This window comes from Mesorhizobium loti R88b (assembly GCF_013170845.1).
GTDB lineage: Bacteria > Pseudomonadota > Alphaproteobacteria > Rhizobiales > Rhizobiaceae > Mesorhizobium > Mesorhizobium loti_B.
The window spans coordinates 457,726-475,131 of the sequence record NZ_CP033367.1 but is presented as its reverse complement, the minus strand read 5'-3'; the positions used below and the strand labels follow the sequence as shown (position 1 = coordinate 475,131).

The 17,406-nt window shown below is 62.4% G+C and carries 18 protein-coding genes and 1 riboswitch; of the genes, 7 read left to right on the top strand and 11 right to left on the bottom strand.

The features are described from left to right. Positions 1-302: 302 nt before the first annotated feature. Positions 303-1,913: a phosphoenolpyruvate carboxykinase gene (locus tag EB235_RS02170; protein ID WP_027032588.1), complete on the top strand. Its 1,611-nt coding sequence runs from the start codon at positions 303-305 to the stop codon at positions 1,911-1,913. A 97-nt stretch (positions 1,914-2,010) separates the two neighbouring features. Beyond that, on the top strand, positions 2,011-2,448 hold the full coding sequence (gene arfB / locus EB235_RS02165) for an alternative ribosome rescue aminoacyl-tRNA hydrolase ArfB (RefSeq protein WP_027032589.1): 438 nt from the start codon (positions 2,011-2,013) through the stop codon (positions 2,446-2,448). A 77-nt stretch (positions 2,449-2,525) separates the two neighbouring features. On the opposite strand, the gene EB235_RS02160 is transcribed toward arfB, so the two are convergent. Continuing rightward, complete coding sequence (locus EB235_RS02160; protein ID WP_027032590.1) at positions 2,526-4,679, bottom strand: TonB-dependent siderophore receptor; 2,154 nt, start codon at positions 4,677-4,679, stop codon at positions 2,526-2,528. Between the two features lie 95 nt (positions 4,680-4,774). Continuing rightward, positions 4,775-4,966 carry a hypothetical protein gene (locus tag EB235_RS02155; protein ID WP_155256456.1) on the bottom strand — a complete coding sequence of 64 codons (192 nt, stop codon included), beginning with the start codon at positions 4,964-4,966 and terminating at the stop codon, positions 4,775-4,777. 3 nt (positions 4,967-4,969) lie between these two features. Between EB235_RS02155 and EB235_RS02150 the strand changes: the two genes are divergently transcribed. Beyond that, entirely contained in the window at positions 4,970-5,599 is a 630-nt protein-coding gene (locus tag EB235_RS02150; RefSeq protein ID WP_032926624.1) for an alpha-ketoglutarate-dependent dioxygenase AlkB family protein, read from the top strand. Positions 5,600-5,655: 56 nt separating this feature from the next. Then, the gene (locus tag EB235_RS02145) at positions 5,656-6,876 is read left to right on the top strand and encodes a glycosyltransferase family 87 protein (protein WP_051429752.1); all 1,221 of its coding nucleotides are present in this window, start codon (positions 5,656-5,658) and stop codon (positions 6,874-6,876) included. A 19-nt stretch (positions 6,877-6,895) separates the two neighbouring features. Here EB235_RS02145 and EB235_RS02140 read toward each other — a convergent pair whose 3' ends face one another. The 8 genes from EB235_RS02140 to EB235_RS02105 form a co-directional block, all read right to left on the bottom strand. After that, complete coding sequence (locus EB235_RS02140) at positions 6,896-8,365, bottom strand: nucleotidyltransferase family protein (protein ID WP_027032592.1); 1,470 nt, start codon at positions 8,363-8,365, stop codon at positions 6,896-6,898. Beyond that, positions 8,365-9,042: a glycosyltransferase family 2 protein gene (locus EB235_RS02135; RefSeq protein WP_027032593.1), complete on the bottom strand. Its 678-nt coding sequence runs from the start codon at positions 9,040-9,042 to the stop codon at positions 8,365-8,367. The genes EB235_RS02140 and EB235_RS02135 overlap by 1 nt, the downstream gene beginning before the upstream one ends. Next, on the bottom strand, positions 9,042-9,776 hold the full coding sequence (locus EB235_RS02130) for a glycosyltransferase family 2 protein (RefSeq protein WP_027032594.1): 735 nt from the start codon (positions 9,774-9,776) through the stop codon (positions 9,042-9,044). Before EB235_RS02130 ends, EB235_RS02135 begins: the two co-directional genes overlap by 1 nt. A gap of 62 nt (positions 9,777-9,838) precedes the next feature. Beyond that, on the bottom strand, positions 9,839-10,576 hold the full coding sequence (locus EB235_RS02125; RefSeq protein WP_080681069.1) for a glycosyltransferase family 2 protein: 738 nt from the start codon (positions 10,574-10,576) through the stop codon (positions 9,839-9,841). Between the two features lie 14 nt (positions 10,577-10,590). Beyond that, a complete protein-coding gene (locus EB235_RS02120) occupies positions 10,591-11,640 on the bottom strand; it encodes a hypothetical protein (RefSeq protein WP_027032596.1) in 1,050 nt (349 codons plus the stop codon). A 32-nt stretch (positions 11,641-11,672) separates the two neighbouring features. Next, positions 11,673-12,104, bottom strand: coding sequence for a PqqD family peptide modification chaperone (locus tag EB235_RS02115; RefSeq protein ID WP_080680900.1), 432 nt, complete (start codon positions 12,102-12,104; stop codon positions 11,673-11,675). A 140-nt stretch (positions 12,105-12,244) separates the two neighbouring features. Further along, on the bottom strand, positions 12,245-13,345 hold the full coding sequence (locus tag EB235_RS02110) for a hybrid-cluster NAD(P)-dependent oxidoreductase (protein WP_027032598.1): 1,101 nt from the start codon (positions 13,343-13,345) through the stop codon (positions 12,245-12,247). A gap of 20 nt (positions 13,346-13,365) precedes the next feature. Next, positions 13,366-14,613 (bottom strand): aromatic ring-hydroxylating oxygenase subunit alpha, encoded by a 1,248-nt coding sequence (locus EB235_RS02105; RefSeq protein ID WP_027032599.1) that lies wholly within the window; start codon positions 14,611-14,613, stop codon positions 13,366-13,368. 114 nt (positions 14,614-14,727) lie between these two features. After that, positions 14,728-14,929: riboswitch (cobalamin riboswitch) on the bottom strand. A gap of 505 nt (positions 14,930-15,434) precedes the next feature. Here EB235_RS02105 and EB235_RS02100 point away from each other — a divergent pair. From EB235_RS02100 to EB235_RS02090, 3 genes are all read left to right on the top strand, one after another. Continuing rightward, the gene (locus tag EB235_RS02100) at positions 15,435-15,632 is read left to right on the top strand and encodes a DUF680 domain-containing protein (RefSeq protein ID WP_027032600.1); all 198 of its coding nucleotides are present in this window, start codon (positions 15,435-15,437) and stop codon (positions 15,630-15,632) included. Between the two features lie 72 nt (positions 15,633-15,704). Beyond that, positions 15,705-15,908: a DUF680 domain-containing protein gene (locus EB235_RS02095; RefSeq protein WP_027032601.1), complete on the top strand. Its 204-nt coding sequence runs from the start codon at positions 15,705-15,707 to the stop codon at positions 15,906-15,908. Between the two features lie 68 nt (positions 15,909-15,976). After that, positions 15,977-16,213 carry a DUF680 domain-containing protein gene (locus EB235_RS02090; RefSeq protein WP_027032602.1) on the top strand — a complete coding sequence of 79 codons (237 nt, stop codon included), beginning with the start codon at positions 15,977-15,979 and terminating at the stop codon, positions 16,211-16,213. A gap of 70 nt (positions 16,214-16,283) precedes the next feature. Here EB235_RS02090 and EB235_RS02085 read toward each other — a convergent pair whose 3' ends face one another. Then, positions 16,284-17,396, bottom strand: a complete 1,113-nt coding sequence (locus EB235_RS02085; protein ID WP_027032603.1) for an ABC transporter ATP-binding protein — start codon at positions 17,394-17,396, stop codon at positions 16,284-16,286. Between the last annotated feature and the right edge of the window lie 10 nt (positions 17,397-17,406).

Sequence of the window (17,406 nt, the reverse complement as noted above, 5' to 3'; positions counted from 1 at the left end):
AAGGGGCTTTTGCAGGACAAATTAGGTACAAAATGTGGCATAGGCCTTGTCCGCTGTCACGCGCGGGGTGCCGCCGGCCACAATTCAACCTCGACATGGATTGGACGAACGAACATCGCCAATCCTTTGGGCAACCGTGAAACTTTTCGCATATATAAACGATTTAAACAACTTTCAAAATATTTAAATCGATTAATGATTTGATATCATTTGGCTTTTCTGGTTCTGACCATGTCAGCCTTCGTAGTGGGCGTGCCGGAAACGCGCCGGCAAAGATGCGGAAAATCGAAGAAGGGACACCAATGTCGGAAGTCGGCAAACGCAATCCTGCTTGCCCGATCGATCGTATCGGCCTGAAAACCACCGGCGTGGTGCGCTACAATTTCGGCGCGGCAGCCCTTTACGAGGACTCGATCCGGCGTGGCGAAGCCCGACTGACCGCGCATGGCGCGCTGGTGGCCGAGACCGGCCAGCACACCGGCCGCTCGCCCAAGGACAAGTTCGTCGTCCGCGACGGTGCCACCGAGCCACATGTCTGGTGGGACAACAACAAGGCGATCTCGCCGGCCCAGTTCGAGACGCTGTTTGCCGATTTCCTTACCCACGCCGCGGACAAGGATCTCTACGTGCAGGACCTGGTCGGCGGCGCCGACGCCGACCTGAAGCTGCCCACCCGGGTAATCACCGAATTTGCCTGGCACTCGCTGTTCATCCGCAACCTGCTCATCCGTCCCGACAAGGCCGAACTCGAGCAGTTCGTGGCTGAGATGACGATCATCGACCTGCCGTCCTTCCGCGCCGATCCGGCCCGCCACGGCAGCCGCACCGAGACGGTGATCGCCGTCGATCTCACCCGCAAGATCGTGCTGATCGGCGGAACCTCCTATGCCGGCGAGATGAAGAAGTCGGTGTTCACCATGCTCAACTATCTCCTGCCGGAAAAGGGCGTGATGCCGATGCATTGCTCGGCCAATGAGGGGCCGGCAGGTGACGCCGCCATCTTCTTCGGCCTTTCCGGAACGGGCAAGACGACGCTGTCGGCCGATCCGTCGCGCACGCTGATCGGCGATGACGAGCATGGCTGGGGGCCGCACGGCATCTTCAATTTCGAGGGCGGTTGCTACGCCAAGACGATCAAGCTGTCGGCCGAAGCCGAGCCGGAGATCTTCGCCACCACGCAGCGCTTCGGCACTGTGCTGGAAAATGTCGTGCTCGACGCCGATGGCGTGCCGGATTTCAACGACGGCCGCCTCACCGAAAACACGCGCTGCGCCTACCCGCTCGATTTCATCCCCAATGCCTCGAAGACGGGCCGAGCCAGTCATCCCAGGAACATCATCATGCTGACCGCCGATGCCTTCGGCGTGATGCCGCCGATCGCGCGGCTGACCCCGGCGCAGGCGATGTATCATTTCCTGTCCGGCTATACGGCCAAGGTGGCGGGCACAGAAAAGGGTGTGACCGAGCCAGAGGCGACGTTCTCGACCTGCTTCGGCGCGCCATTCATGCCGCGCCACCCGTCGGAATACGGCAATCTGCTGCGCGAGCTTATCGCACTGCATGGCGCCGATTGCTGGCTGGTCAACACCGGCTGGACCGGTGGCGCCTACGGCACCGGCAAGCGCATGCCGATCAAGGCGACACGCGCCTTGCTTGCCGCCGCCCTCGACGGCTCGCTGAAGACAGTCGCCTTCCGTCGCGACGCCAATTTCGGCTTCGAAGTGCCGGTGTCCGTGCCTGGCGTCGACAGCGCCATTCTCGACCCGCGCTCGACCTGGGCCGACAAGGCAGCCTATGACCGCCAGGCGGCACGGCTGGTCGGCATGTTCGCGGTCAATTTCGAGAAGTTCGAGCCGCATGTCGATGCAACCGTCATGGGTGCGGCGCCCCGTATGCAGGAAGCGGCGGAGTAGCAGTCAGACCGCTTGGCATCATTGCCGCTCGGCACCAGTGAAGGCCCGATTTCGATCGGGCCTTTTCTTTTTCACGGCGCCGCGCCATGACTGCGCCATGCCGATCGACGACGACATCATCATATCTGGCGAAGCCGTGATCCACCCGGGCGACCTGCACGAGGATTTTATCCGCTCGTCGGGTCCCGGTGGTCAGAACGTCAACAAGGTGGCGACCGCCGTGCAACTGCGCTTCGACGCGGCCAACGCGGCCGGCCTGTCGGAACGTGTGCGCGAGCGCACGATCAAGCTTGCCGGCCAGCGCGCCACCAAGGACGGCGTCATCGTCATCGAGGCCGGACGCTTTCGCACTCAGGAACAGAACCGGGCCGACGCCCGGGCAAGACTGACAGCACTCGTCGCCAAGGCCGCGGAGCCGCCACCACCGCCGCGCAAGAAGACGCGGCCCTCGAAGGGCGCGGTGGAGCGGCGGCTGAAGAGCAAGGCCGGACGCGGCACGATCAAGAAATTGCGCGGCCGGGTGGATAACGATTAAGCGTCACACCAACGCGTGTATAAAGCGACTTTCCATTTCGCGCCGCGCATCCGAAAGGACGCGCGGCGTTTTCGATTTTACCAGCTGCGCTTCAGCGAAGCCGTGATGTTGCGGCCCTGACCCATGTAGCAATAGCCGCTGTTGCACACCGTGGCGCGCTCATCGGCGATGTTGCGGACGGCGAAGGCGGCGGAAACACCTTCATATTTCTTGTCGATGGCGCCGAAATCATAGGATGCCGAGGCGTCGAGATAGACCGCGGCATCATTCTTGGCGGTGTTTGATGTGTCGGTATAGATGGCGCTCTGCAGCCGCACGCCGGCGCCGACAGAAAGGCCTGGCACGGCACTGCCCTCATCGAACTTGTAGTTGGCCCAGAGGCTCGCCACGTGCTCGGGCGTGACGGCCGGAACCTTGCCGATCTCCGTTGTGTCGAAGGCGTCAGTGATCTCGGCACGATTGTAATTATAGGCCGCGATCAGATCCAGCCCGTCCAAAATGCCGGCGCGCGCCTCGAGTTCAAAGCCGTTGCTGGTGACTTCGCCCAGAGCGCGGTAGGTGCCCGTGTTGGCGTTGACGACGACCGGCTTGTTCTTCTCAACGAGATGATAGGCGACAGCCGACAGCAGGATGTCGGTTCCCAGCGGTTGATATTTGACCCCCAGTTCGAACTGCTCGCCCTTCGTCGGCTCGAGAATGTCGCCTGACTCGGACCGGTTCGTGACCGGCTCGAACGAGGTCGCATAACTCGCGAAAGGTGCAACGCCATTGTCGAACAGATAGAGGGCGCCGGCCTGGACGCTGAAGGCGTTCTTGTTCAAGCCCTCGGAACTGCCGTCACCGTATTCACGCGTCTGCTCGACCCAGGTCTGGCGTCCGCCAAGCGTGAAGCGCCATTTGTCCAGTTCGACCTGGTCCAGCGCATAAATGCCGGTCTGGCGCAGATCCGCATCGGACGTCGTGAAATTGTAGTCCGGCGTCGGACCGGAAACACCGTAGGTCGGATTGGCGATGTCGAAATCATAGGCAGGATTAACGGTACCTATCCCGTAGCCGAAAGACGAGGTCAGGTTCGTGTAGTCGAGGCCGAGAAGGACCGTATGGGCGAGCGCCCCGGTGTCGAACTTGGCCTCGATCTGGTTGTCGGCCTGGAACACGTTCATTTCGTCGCGGATCGAATTCGCGTAACGATGCGCGACAGTGCCTGTCCAACTGGCGACCGCTAGATAGCGCGACCTCAGGTCGAGGTGAGAATATCGAACATTCTGCCGCACGGTGATGCCGTCGCCGAAATCGTGCTCGAACTTGTAGCCGATCTGCTGCTGCCGGATCTTCTGATAGTCGTAGTCCGGATCGCTCTCGCGCAGAGCGTGGATCTTTCCCGCCGGGTCGGTGATCACGCCGACATTGGAATCGGTCTCGTCGGCCTGCGCCAGGCCGTAGATGGTGAAGGAGGTCGCGGCATCGGGATTCCAGGTCAGCGACGGCTGCAGGAAATAGCGGTCGTCGGCGATGTCGAAATTGGTGTCGCCGTTTCGCGCCAGGCCGACGATTCGGTAAAGGAACTCGTCGCTGCCCTGCGTGACCGGGCCGCCGAAATCGAAGGCCGCCTGCGACCTGTCCTTCGTGCCATAGAGCAACTCGACTTCGCGGATCCTGTCCTCGGTCGGCAGCTTGGGCACCTTGTTGACGATGCCGGCCGGCGTTCCCGCGCCGTAAAGCACCGACACCGGTCCCTTGATGACCTCGACGCGTTCGAGCGAATAGGGGTCGGTGCGGAACGTGCCGTAGTTGATGTAGGGTTGGCGCAGTCCGTCTTTGTAGTCGCCGAGCGTGGTGGCGTCGTAGCCCCTGATATAGATCTGGTCGAAGCGCGGATCGAAGCCATAGGCGCCGGTGCTGACGCCCGCCGAATAGCGCACCGCCTCGATGATATCCTGCGCGCCGCGCTCCTCGAGCTCCTTGCGTGTCACCACCGAGACCGAGCGCGGCGTCTCGATGAGCGGGGTATCCGTCTTGGTAGCACCGGCGCTGCGCTTGGCAGCCACCGTCTTGTCGTCATCCCGGGAATCGTCTCGACCGGCCTTGCCGTCAACCCTGATAGGTTCGAGCGTGCCATCTTGTGTATGGGTGCCGGCTTGCTGAGCAAGCGCTGGATGAGCACCTAGCAGCATCGCCAGAGACGTCGTGGCGAGCAACCCTCGGCCCCAGACCTTGCCACCCCTGACCATGTCAAATCCCTCATGAAACGTCACGTCGATATGCCTCGCTCTTTGCCATTCGCCGCCGACGGCCTCTCCCTCTCGCCGGCATCCAAATTGTTGATTTAAACACTCAAGTTCAAAACTTGACTATGGAATTCATATTTATCCGTCAACCGTCTTTCGCGCAGTCGGGGGGCGAATTCACCGCCCATTTCGGCATTTGCAATTGTGGTGAGATCGGTGACGGCTTTCGGGTCGCCGTTTTCTTTCGATGGTGGCATCTTGCGGGGCCGAACCATCTCGAGGTGCGTCAATCCATGCTCGTTCTGCCAAAGGGCGTCCGCCACATGCCGGCCTATCTCTCCCGCCCTGTTCAGGAGGCACTCGTCGAGGCGGTCAGAGGCATCGTCCAGCAGGCGCCGCTGTTCGTGCCCGCCATGCCGCGCACCGGCAAGGAGATGAGCGTGCGCATGACCAATTGCGGCCCGCTCGGCTGGGTCACCGACAAGGAACGCGGCTACCGCTACCAGCCGACGCATCCGCTGACCGGAGAGCCATGGCCGCCGATCCCCGACTGCCCGCTCGATCTGTGGCGGCAGGTATCGGGCTATCCGGGCCCGCCGCAGGCCTGCCTGATCAATTTCTACACGGCCGAAGCAAAGATGGGCCTGCACCAGGACCGCGACGAGGCCGACTTCTCGGCACCCGTCGTCTCCGTCTCGCTGGGTGACGATTGCCTGTTCAGGGTCGGCCAGACGACGCGAGAGGGCGGCACCAAGTCGTTCAGGCTGAAGAGTGGCGACGTCGTCGTGCTCGGCGGCGAGGGTCGTCTCGCCTTTCACGGCGTCGACCGCATCTACCCGTCGACCTCGGCGCTGCTCAAGAACGGCGGCAGGATCAATCTGACGCTGCGGCGGGTGACCAAGCTGGACGAGGGTTCCGCATAAGCCGATCTTAACGCGCGTACCTTATCAAGGCTGCCAGGGTCTTGGAAAACTGCGCGATGACACCGGTCAATCAAACTGTTCGCAATCGATCCGATTTGCGTTTCGCTGCACTTGTGCTGTGTACCGGGGTTCTGATCGGGGTGCGCTACCATCTTGCTCTGTGGACCTTCGGTGAGCATGGTTTCTCGGAGCTAAGCGACCGGCTGCCCTATTGGGATTTCACCAATCTGTGGGCCGGCGGGCGCATGGCGCTCGACGGCCATGTGGCCTGGCTGTTCGACGTCGACACGTATCGAGCGGCCTTGCGTCGGATGTTCTCGCCCGATCTTCCCAATCAGGAATGGAGCTACCCGCCCAGCATCCTCATCTTCGGCGCGCCGCTTGCGCTGCTGCCGATTTTCTCGGCCTATTTCATCTGGACCTTCGGCACTGTCTTCTGCCTGTGGCTGGCGGTGCGGCCGCTGAAACTGGGCATGCTTGCCGAAGCGGCCATCCTTGTGTGCCCGGCCGTCTTCATCAACGCCATCTTCGGTCAGAACGGCGCCTTGACCACCGCCTTCCTCATCGGCGGACTGGCCGTCGCACCAAGGCGGCCGATCTTGGCCGGGTTGCTGTTCGGGTTGCTGACGGTCAAGCCGCATCTGGGCATTCTGGTCCCGTTCTGCCTGCTGGCCAGCGGCAACTGGCGCGCCATCATTGCCGCCGCCTTGTCATCGGCGGCGCTGTTCATCCTGACGGGCGCCTCGCTCGGCTTCGACGTCTGGCAGCTGTTCTGGACCGAAACCCGCCCCTTGATGACGGCGATACTGGAGGCACCCTATCCGCAGCCTTACCAGGCCAACGCCGCAACCATGTTCTTCCTGGCGCGCGCAAGCGGGGCAGGGCTGACGGTCGCCTATGCAATGCAGGCCATTGCGACGATCGCGGCCATCGCCGCCGCCGTCTGGGTCTGGCTACCCTGGCGGCAGGTCCAGCATGGCGAAAGAGTGGTGCTCACCGCCGTGCTGGCAACGGTTGCGACGCCTTATGGCTACAGCTACGACACGGTCGGTCTTGCCGTTGCCGTCGCCTACCTGTTTTCGACGCGCGCCAACATACCTCGGCTCTTCCTGGCGCTGGTCTGGCTCTACCCGGCCATCGCTCATCTGGTGAACGGGGTCGGGCTTGGCATCGGTGTCCTGGTGCCGTTGTCGCTGTCGGCATGGATGCTTGCCGAGATCAGGGCGCGTGAACGCACGGACATTGTTTCGACGGCGGCGGACGGTCAGGCATCATAAGCCCAGGGCCGCGCGATTCTCAGCGCAGCGGTGAAAATGTCGCCGAGATCAGCTGGAACGGCAGCGCGCCATAGGCGGCGACCGCCGCCGCATCGTCCCATTGGCGGAATTGCCGGGAGGGTCGCGCCTCCAGTGTCAAGGCATGCCTTTGCCCATCAAGCGTCACCTTGCCGCGAAAATGCAGCACCCGTTCCCTGCCGGACCGGCTGATGGCCATGGCGCGCAGGCGCGCGACATGGTGGTCATCGGCATTGATCTCCATCTCGATGCGGCGCCGGACTGGTGGAACACTGATCCTGACCGTGATGTCCAGCATCATCTCCCCCGCCGTTGGCGGGCAGGGTATGATTTGGGAGAGCACCGATGGCGATGGTGCTTCCGGTGGCTCGCGGCGGGCTGGCCTGCCGCGCCAGGCTTTGGCTGACGGCTCCTGCCGCAGCCGGCCGCTCTTGCGCCGCAGCCGCAACTGCTTGGCAAGGCCGCGCGACAACCAGACCAGCCTGCCGAAATCGGTCCGTGGCTTGGCCTGCAGCACGGCCGACCACCGCGAAAGGCCGGTGTGGTCGGCCATATCAAGCACGCGCGCCAGCACCCGGTCCGGCACCGCCACGCCTGTTTCAAGCGTGAGGTAAGAGAGCGCCACCGCCGCGGCAACGGCAAGGCCGCGCCTGGCGACAACATCGAGGAACACATCCCAGTCGACGTCGTCGCCGCGGATGGCCACGGCGCAATCGACCAGCCAGTCGCTATGCGTGTGGGCGTCGAGCCCGCCATGCGCGATGGCAAGCGCGATGCGGTCGGCGGGCGACGGCACCAGCACGCCGACGTCGCTGAACTCGGCGCTATCAGCCCGTTGCCATATGGCCAGGTCGTCTTCCTCGCTGCGCTGCGAACCGTCATAGGCGAGCTGGTGCAGGTCGATGTCGCCAAGATTGCCCTTGAAGAAATTCATCGAGCGCAGTGAAGCCAGTCTTGTCCTTAGATATTGCGGGCTGACCCCGGTGGCGATCTGCCAGTCGCCGTCGCGCAGCACGTCAAAAGCCGTTTGCATGTCCTGCGGCCGCACCAATATGTCGATGTCATGCGCCACCCGGCCGCGCTGTGCCGAGGCGTTCAACGCAATGCGGCTGGCGCCCTTGATCAGCATTACCTGGCATCCCGCATCGGCCATCGCCTTCAGCGCCGGTTCTGCTTCCCGCATCGCCATGCGCGATTTGGTCCACAGCATCTTTTGCAGGCCGACGAGGCGCGGATAGGCGGAATGGCCGGCCAGCTTCCTGCCGAACCGGTCGGAGATCGCGGCCAGCAGCCGATGCTCGCGAAACGAGACGAGATCGATATCGTTCTCGTCCAGCCAGCGGCCGGCGCTAGCGGCTGCGGCTTCCTCGTCTGGAAGAAGTGCGGCCTTGAGCAACTGGTCGAGCCCGCCCGTCGGCCAGGACCAGCCATAATCCGGGAAGCGACGGGTGACGCGGCGAATATCAGTCATCAGCCCGAGCCGGCCTTGTTGCGTGCCCGCCGCAGCATGGCGAGCCGCGCCACTTCGAGATAGCCGCGGTCGCGTGCCGCATCGCGTCCATAGGACAGGCTGCCCGGCCGGATGCGGCGCAGCGCCAAAGCCTCCTCCAGCATGTCGAGAGCAAGGCCTGCCTCGCGCGCCCGGGCGATCCAGTCGATCATTTCGCCACGGCCGCCCGGTGGATCAACGATTGGTCCAACGGTCTCGGCGACCGCACGGCGGATCATCATGGTGGTGCGTGACCAGCCGGGCACCGAAGTAGCCTCGGGTGCGTCGGGCTGGTCGTTGCGGAAATTGCGCCAATGACAGAAAACCCCCGCTGTCGCGGGAGATTTTTCGAGATGCGCGAGCTGTCTTTCGATCTTGTTCGGCAGCCAGAGGTCGTCCGCGTCGAGCGTCGCAATGAGCTGCGTCGACAGCGCGGCGATGCCTCGGGTCGTGGCGCTGCCAGGCCCGGCATTCTCCTGCCGCAACAAGCATACCGGCAGGTCCGTATCGCTGACCGCCGACGCAAGATCGTCGGTCGAACCATCATCGACGATCACCACCAGGTCCGGGCGAACAGTCTGGGCGCCGACCGATCGCAGCGTCTCGGCAATGGTGCCGCTGGCGTTGAAGGCCGGGATGACGACGCCGTATCCACTCATCACATGAACTGCCAGTCAGCGAGATCCTTGAGTTCGAAGATGCCTTCGATCCGCCGCAAGGTCGGATCTGCCTTGCGGCGGGTCATCGACTTGTAGATGGCGCGCATGAATTCACGGGACTGGACCTCGGTTTGTCGAGTCATGTTACCGGGATGGCGTCTGTAATAGAGGGCCACGGTCTCGGGCATAACGTATCTTGGCCCGCTTTCAAAAGTGCGCAGCAGGTAGTCCGTGTCCTCTGCCTGATTGAAGGCTTCATCGAAGACACCGATACGCTCGACAAGCCGGCGCGTGAAGATCGCCGCCGACAAATGGATGCCGCGAACCGTGATGCTGCGGCTGTCAGCGGCGGGCTCCAGGCGCTCGTCGTCGATCTTGTCGACCAGCATCATCCTTGAATAGGTGAGATCCAGCTCGGGATCGTCACGGAAGAGTTGGATATCGGCCGCAAAGCGCCCAAACGGGGAAATATCGTCCGAATCCAGAAAGGAGACCAGTCCCGTTTCTGGCCCAAGCAGTCTCAGCCCTGTGTTGCGCGCCCGGGTCACGCCCATGTTGGGTTGTTGAAACAGGCGGATGCAGGGGTTCTCACGCATTATCGAGCGCACCGCTTCGGCCGATCCGTCGGTCGAGCCGTCATCGATGACGATGATGTCGAGATCGGCGGCGTCGCGCTGCCTGAGCAGCGAGCGCAGGGCCGGGCCGACAAGGGCCTCACGGTTGTGGACGGGCATGATCACGCTCAGCCTCCACGACCGTTCCAAATCTGCTGGATCTGATCCGATTGCGCCCGGCATCACGTCATAGGCCAATCATTTAAGGGGCTCTTCATCTCGAAAATACCCGGAATCTCGCGCAGCGACGGATCGGCCTTGCGCCGGCGAATCGACTTGTGGATTGCGCGCAAATGATTCCGGACCCTATCGCCGTGTTCCCTGGTTACATTCCCCGCGTGGCGCCGGTAGTAGATCGCGACGGTGTCCAACAATTCGTAGTTCGGACCCCTTTCGAAAACCCGCAGCAGATAGTCGGTGTCCTCGGACTGCTCGAACTCCTCGTCGAATTGGCCCGTGCGCTCGACAAGACTCCTGCGGAACAGGGCGGTGCTCAGCGAAATTCCCCGAAGCGTGACGATACGGCTGTCAAATGTAGGCTCCAGCCGCTCGTCGTCAATCCGGTCAGCCAGGGTCATCAGTGAATAGGTCAACTCCAGGCTGGGGGTGGCGCGGAAATGTGCAAGATCGGTCTTGAAGCGCTCGGCCAGGGAGATGTCGTCCGAATCCAGGAAGGACACGAATTCGGCGTCCGCGGGCAGCTGCCTCAGCCCGGCATTGCGTGTCTTGGCAACGCCCATATTCTCTTGCCGGAACAGGCGGATGCAGGGATTCTCGACCATCATCGAGCGCACGGCCTCCGCCGAGCCATCGGTCGAACCGTCGTCGATGACGATGATGTCGAGATCGGCCGCATCGCCCTGGCGGATCAGCGAGCGCAAGGCCGAAAGGACATAGCGTTCGCGGTTGTAGACAGGCATGATCACGCTCAACTTCACGAGGCAACCCGCGTTAGAAAATCCGCAATAGTGCCGGCGATCTCCTCAGGATGCGTTCCCAAGGACAGACGGTAGCTTGGCAGCAGCCGGGTGAGGTCGCCGAAGAAACGGAAGCCGCTTTCGCGCTCTCCCGGCATCTGCATGATGCCCGACGGTGCCAGTGCTATCATGGCGTCTCGACGCGACATTGGCACGATCGAACTCGTCTCGCCACCGCTGATATGTGGCACCACCAGCGCGACGATGTCCAGCGCCGCGGGCACTGGCCGGGGCGCGATGTCGGCGATGTGAAAAGTGTGCTTGCCCTGCCAGTTCAAGGGGCTCTCATTGCTCAGCCGCTGCTTCAGGCCCAGCCGGGCGAAACCTCGCGGATCCTGTTTCAGCGTTGAAAACAAGGGTCGCGCGGTCACGCCGCCGGCAAGATCGATCAGCACGTAGTCGTCGCCGACGCTGTCCAGCCCGTTGAGCAGACCGGCGGCGACGGTGCCGGATTTGCCGGCGCCGCCCGCACCGGCGAGCAGCATGCCCTTGCCGTTGGCACCGAGCGTGCCGGCATGGGTCAGCCGCATGCTACGCGCCGCATATTCCCAATGCAGGAAGGCCCGCAGCGGCGCTGTCGGTTCCCAGGGCGGAAAGGCATCGGCCGAGGCCATCAGTTGCACGCCAGTGCGACTTTGCGGATCGTAGACCTGCCAGAAATCCAGATCGTGAAAATAGTGGCCACGCAGCCCGGCCTCGGCGAGCCGTTCGGCAAAGCCGTGTTCGGTGAAATGCGCGTCGCCCCATCGCGCCGGCTCGGGGATGCCGGCGATGCCGGGATGGAGGATGAAGATGCGGCATGCCAGCGATTCCCGCTGGTCTTGCGCGGCCTCCACGAAAGCATGACCAAGCGCATCCGCAAGCACCCCGGGACCGACATGAGCGGTCAGTTCCAGTCGGGGCAGCTGGACCTTCCGCGTGGCCGGATAATCCTTGGCCGCGCTTTCGGCGGTGGTGATGAGATACCGGGCGTAATCCGGCAAGGTTTCGAGCGTGACGCGCGGCATCCTGCGCCTCTATCCCCGCCGCAATCGGCCCGTCAGGATGCCTGCTTGACCGCCGGCCAGCCCAGGGGTTCCTCGACCTCGTGAATGGGATCCACGATGATCAGGTCGGCGAGGTCGTCGTGAATGCTCACATGGAGCGGCTCGCTCGTGGCGGCAAGCTCGGCGGGAAGCTCGCCCGGCAGCGGCTGAGCCGTCGCTTCCAGACGTGCCAGCAACCCCAGGTCGAGCAATTGCGATATGAAGTGGTCGAGTTCGGCCGCGGCTATTGTCGAGCCGCCGGCGGTCAGCCCGATCAGGGCCTGGGCATCGACCCCTGACGACAGCGCCTGCCACACCCTGCTGCCGGAATCTGAGAAGCCGAAATATTTGCCGTTGGCAAGGTTGAGCACCACGGCCTCGCCATCGAAGGATTCGAAGACAATATCCCTGCTCGCAACCGCATAGGCATTGGAATCACGCATCATCGTCGCCCCGCCCCGCAATTCTGCCCTCCAGCAGCATCGCTTCACCTACAACGCCTGTAAACGCTCGGTTCTTTCTTGGCAAGGCAACCGGTGCCGGCAAGGTGCCGCCCTTTCGGGGGTCAGGTTGGTCGCCAACCGGATCACGCTTCGATTTCGAGCGCCGACAGCGGCTTCGAGCAACAGGCCAGGATGAAGCCGTCATCGATCTCATGATCGAGGATGCCGCCATTGTGGCTCATCTCGACAGCGCCGGAGACTTTCTTGACCTTGCAGGTTCCGCACAGGCCGAATTCGCAGGCGGCTGGAATGCGCACGCCCGAAGAGCGCGCCGTCTGCAGCACGGTCTGGCCGGCGACGCATTCGGCATCGACGTCCGAAAGCGCGAACCGGATCGGGGTTGCGGCTTCGACGGGGACCGCAACGCCGTCTTGCGCCGGCGCTGCGAATGGCGCCGGGATTTCCTCCACCGCAGGCGCGGCAAAGCTTTCCTGGTGATACTTCGTCATGTCGAAACCAGAAGCGTCCAGCATGCCACGCACTGCACGCATGAAAGGATCGGGGCCGCAGCAAAAGATTTCACGTTCGCGGAAATCGGGCGCCAGCAGCGGCAGCCGGATGGCGTCGATGCGGCCCATATGGCCGTACCAGCCCTCGCGGCTCGACCGCTCCTCGATCATGAAGCCGAGCGACAGGCCCGGCATATGGCCGCCGAGCAATTCGAGCTCCTTGCGGAAGATGATCTCTTCGGCGCGCCGCGCGCAATTGACGAAGCCGACATCGGTCCATGGCGCGCAGTCGTTCAGCCAGCGCAGCATCGACATCATCGGCGTCACGCCCGAACCGGCCGAGATGAACAGATATTTGGCCGCCGGATGGCTGTGCAGCGAGAAGTCGCCACTCGGTCCATAGGCCTTGACGTGCGAGCCGGGCTTCAGATGGTCGAACATCCAGCGTGTGCCGATGCTGCCCGCCTGCGCCTTCACCGTCACCGCGATGGAGAACGGCCGTGACGGCGACGACGACAGCGTATAGGTGCGCATCAGCGGCCCGTCTGGCGCCGGCAGCTCCAGCGTCACGAACTGGCCCGGCTTGTAGCGGAACCAGGTCTGGTTGTCGGAGCGGAAGGTGAAGGTCTTCACGTCAGGCGCCTCGTCGCTGACGCCGATCACTTCCAGCACCTGGAGCCTGTCGTTCCAGGGCGCCATCTGATCGAGATGGCGATAAAGCCCAAGGTCAGTCATGGCGTTCATTCCTCAACCTCTCAAGCCACGCTGCGCAGCGCCGGCCGGCCGCCTTCGGCCAGGCGCGGACCGATGAAGCGCGCGTACCAGTCGACGAACTGGATCACGCCGCCCTCATGCAGCTCCGAATAGGGGCCGGGTTCATAGGCCGGCGACAGGATGCCAAGGGCGTTTTCCTCGACGATGCGGCGGTCCTGGTCGTTGGTCTCGGTCCAGACATGGGTGAGCTCGGCAAGATCGTAGTCGACGCCCTCGACCGCATCCTTGTGCACCAGCCATTTGGTCGTCACCGCGGTTTCCGTGGCGCTGATCGGCAGCACGCGGAAAGTAACGGCATGGTCGATGAGGATGTGGTTCCACGTCGTCGGGTAGTGATAGTGCATCAAGGTGCCGATGCGGTCGGCCGAGACGCTGTCGGACAGGTTCTTCTTCACCGCGCGCTTGCCGGTCATCGTGTAACTGACCGCATCGCGCAGCAGCCGTGCGCGCGTGGCGCGGTATTGTCCGGCTGGATCGATGCGGAACTTGCTCGGCAGGCCGGCGGCCTCGCATTTCGCCCAGTGCGCCAGCATTTCGGGATCGCTGTCGGCGCCTTGCACGCCGGTCACGGTCGGTGCTTCCGGGAAGGTCTTGCAGAGTTCCGGGTGGTTACCGGCGCAATGGTAGCATTCGCGGTTGTTTTCCCAGACGAGTTTCCAGTTGCCCTTCTCGACAATGGTGCTCTCGAAGGCGACCTTCGCCTCGCCCAGCCGGTGTGGCTTGAGATAGGGTTCGATCATCGCCCGCATCGGCGCGAAGTCGGCCGGCTCCTTTGCCAAACAGATGAAGATGTAGCCGGCGACACTTTCGCAGGCGACCGGCTTCAGGCTGAACTGGCTCTTGTCGAAACCGTCGGCCATCTGGCGGGCGAACAGCAGGCGGCCGTCCAACTCATAGGTCCACTGGTGATAGGGGCAGACCAGTTTGGCGGCGGTGCCCTTGTCGGTGTTGCAGACACGGCTGCCGCGATGGCGGCAGGAATTGTGGAAAGCGTTGATCTTGCCCTGCTGGTCGCGCACCAGCACGACCGGATAGTCGCCGATCTGCACGGTGATGAAGCTGCCGGGCTTCGGCAGTTCGCAATCATGGCCGATGAACAGCCAGTCGCGATACCAGATCAGCTCCATGTCCAGCTTGAAGTAGTCCGGGTCGGTGTAGAAGGGTTGTTCGAGCGAGAACCCGTCCCTGCGGCTGTTCAAGAGCCTCAGCATGTCGTTGCGAGCATCCATGTCCTGTCCTCATACTTCAAGGACTGAACTGGTGGTGACGGAGGAAGGACCGGACGCAGGCCGGCGGAAGCCGGGCATGCACCATCCGCCTCTTGACCGCCCACCGCGATCAGTCGAGTTCAACAATCTCGGGCTGGTTTCCGGGCTCTGGAGTTGTCCTTTCGGACCATCGCGACACCTTCCCAGGCTTTCGCCCAGTGGTCTCCCGTTGCGACTTGAACTCCACCACCGTTGCGGGGGCAGCGCCGGATTCTGACCGGCTTCCCAATTCTCCGTTCCGTGGTCACGAAGCGGCACCTGAGATGCAGTCATCTAATCACGGCAGCGATCGCGACATCGGCATGAAAGCGACATCGTATCCATGCGGCGCGACACGCCGGACGAAACGCTCCGGCCAGCGATTGAACGGCTGAGATTCTGTTTTGTTCAGCAATCTGTGCTGTTTCGAATCGTCTCTTGTCCGGCTCCTGGCGCGGGGAAAACAGGCCAACGGTATCGAAAAGTGACTATTAGCAACTTCTAAAATCGAACCGAACGGTTCGTTTCTGTTGACAATGCGTGCAGGACGGTGTGAACGCTGACGCCCGGATACACTCGGTGAGTGGGTCGTGAAATTTATCTAAGTAGCTGTATCATATGCATAAAACAAGATGGTCGGCATGCTTATTAAAATTACAAGATGTAAAATCATGGCCCAGGCGGAACAACTTCGTGATTGGAATCCGGCAGACGGCTTACCCACATCGGGGCTGTCCGAACGACGCGATTTCATTCCCAAGACACGCCGCTAGACGGACAGCAAAAATACTGGAGTACTTAAAATGAAAAAGATCATTCTCACTGCCGCCGCCCTTCTGGCCATTTCCGGCAGCGCCTTCGCTGGTAGCGACCACTACGGTTCGAATGCCCCTGCAGCCGCCGCTGTCGACAGCTCGCACACCGCTTCGATCAAGAAGTCGGAACCGGCTGCTCAGACGCCTGTCACGGGTGCCGACCACAACCTCTTCGGCAACAACTAACTGTCGATCACCAGCAGGCGGTGGGCTTGGCTCGCCGCCCTGGCGAAACTGGAAGAATTCAGGAGACTTGAAATGAAGAAGATCATCCTTGCTGCCGCCGCCGTTCTGGCCATCTCCGGCAGCGCTTTCGCTGGCAGCGACAACTATGGGTCCAATGGCGCCAACCAGGCTGCTGTCACCGCGACCGACGGCTCGTACACGGCCTCGATCGACAAGTCGCAGCCGGCTGCCCAGGCGCCTGTCCAGGGTGCCGACCGCAACCTCTTCGGCCACTAACAACCGATTCCCTGGGCGGCGGGTTTGCCCCGCCGCTCCGGTGAAATGCAAAATTCAGGAGATTTGAAATGAACAAGATCATCATTGCTGCCGCCGCCGTTCTGGCTCTCTCGGGCAGCGCTTTTGCCGGCAGCGACAACTACAACGCCAATAGCGCGAACCCGCCCGCTGCGACTTCGGTCGACAACTCGCGTACGGGTTCGATCCGCGAAAACGGCTCGCCCGTCTACAAGCTGCTCAACTCGTCGGGCGACGTACAGAAGTCGGCGCCTCAGGGCAGCGACCGGAACCTCTTCGGCCACTAACTGCCTAAGCAGATTCAAAAAGAACGGCGGGCCTTGCCCGCCGTTTTTTGTTGTCAGACAGGTTTCTGTCTCAAGCCGCTTTTGCTTCCGCTTCATGCAGCGCGAAAGACCGCCCGTCGGTGTCGAAGATATGCAGATCCTCTGCATTGGCGCTCAGCCGCAATGTCGAGCCGCGCTTGACCTCGACATTGCCCGGCAGCTTGGTCACCAGCGGCAGGTCGGCGCGACCGATGTCGACGTAGACCAGCTGAACCTCGCCGAGCTGCTCGACATAATCGACCGTTCCCTCGAACAGATATTCCGCGCCGGTGGAGACAATCAGGTCCTCCGGCCGCACGCCGAAACTCACCGCCGCGCCCTTGGCCGAAGCCGGCGTCGTAATCGGCACGGTGGCCTTGCGCCCGCCGACATGGCTGACGACGGTCGGGTTGCCGGTCTTGTCGATGGTCGCCGGCAGGATGTTCATGGCCGGCGAGCCGATGAACTGGGCGACGAACAGATTGCCGGGCTTCTTGTAGAGATCCATCGGCGTGCCGACCTGCTCGATATGGCCGTCCTTGAGCACGACGATGCGGTCGGCCAGCGTCATCGCCTCGACCTGGTCGTGGGTGACATAGATCATGGTCGTGGCCGGCATCGATTCCTTGAGCTTGGCGATCTCGATGCGGGTGGCGACGCGCAGTGCCGCGTCAAGGTTCGACAGCGGCTCGTCGAACAGGAACACTTTCGGGTTGCGCACGATGGCGCGGCCGATGGCAACGCGCTGGCGCTGTCCGCCCGACATCGCCTTGGGCAGGCGGTCGAGATATTTGGTCAGCTGCAGGATTTCCGCGGCCTGCTTCACGCGCCGGTCGATCTCGGCCTTGTTCTCCTTGCCGATCTTCATCGAGAACGCCATGTTGTCGTAGACGGTCATATGCGGATAGAGCGCATAGGACTGGAACACCATGGCGATGCCGCGTTTCGACGGCGGCACGTCATTGACCACCTCGCCATCGATCTTGAGCTCGCCGGACGTGATTTCCTCGAGCCCGGCGATCGAGCGCAGCAAGGTCGACTTGCCGCAGCCCGACGGACCGACGAAGACGATGAACTCGCCCGATTTGATATCGAGGTCGATACCGTGGAGAATGTTCAGATTGCCGTAGGACTTCTTCACTTGTCTCAAATTGACATCGGCCATTGGTTTCCTC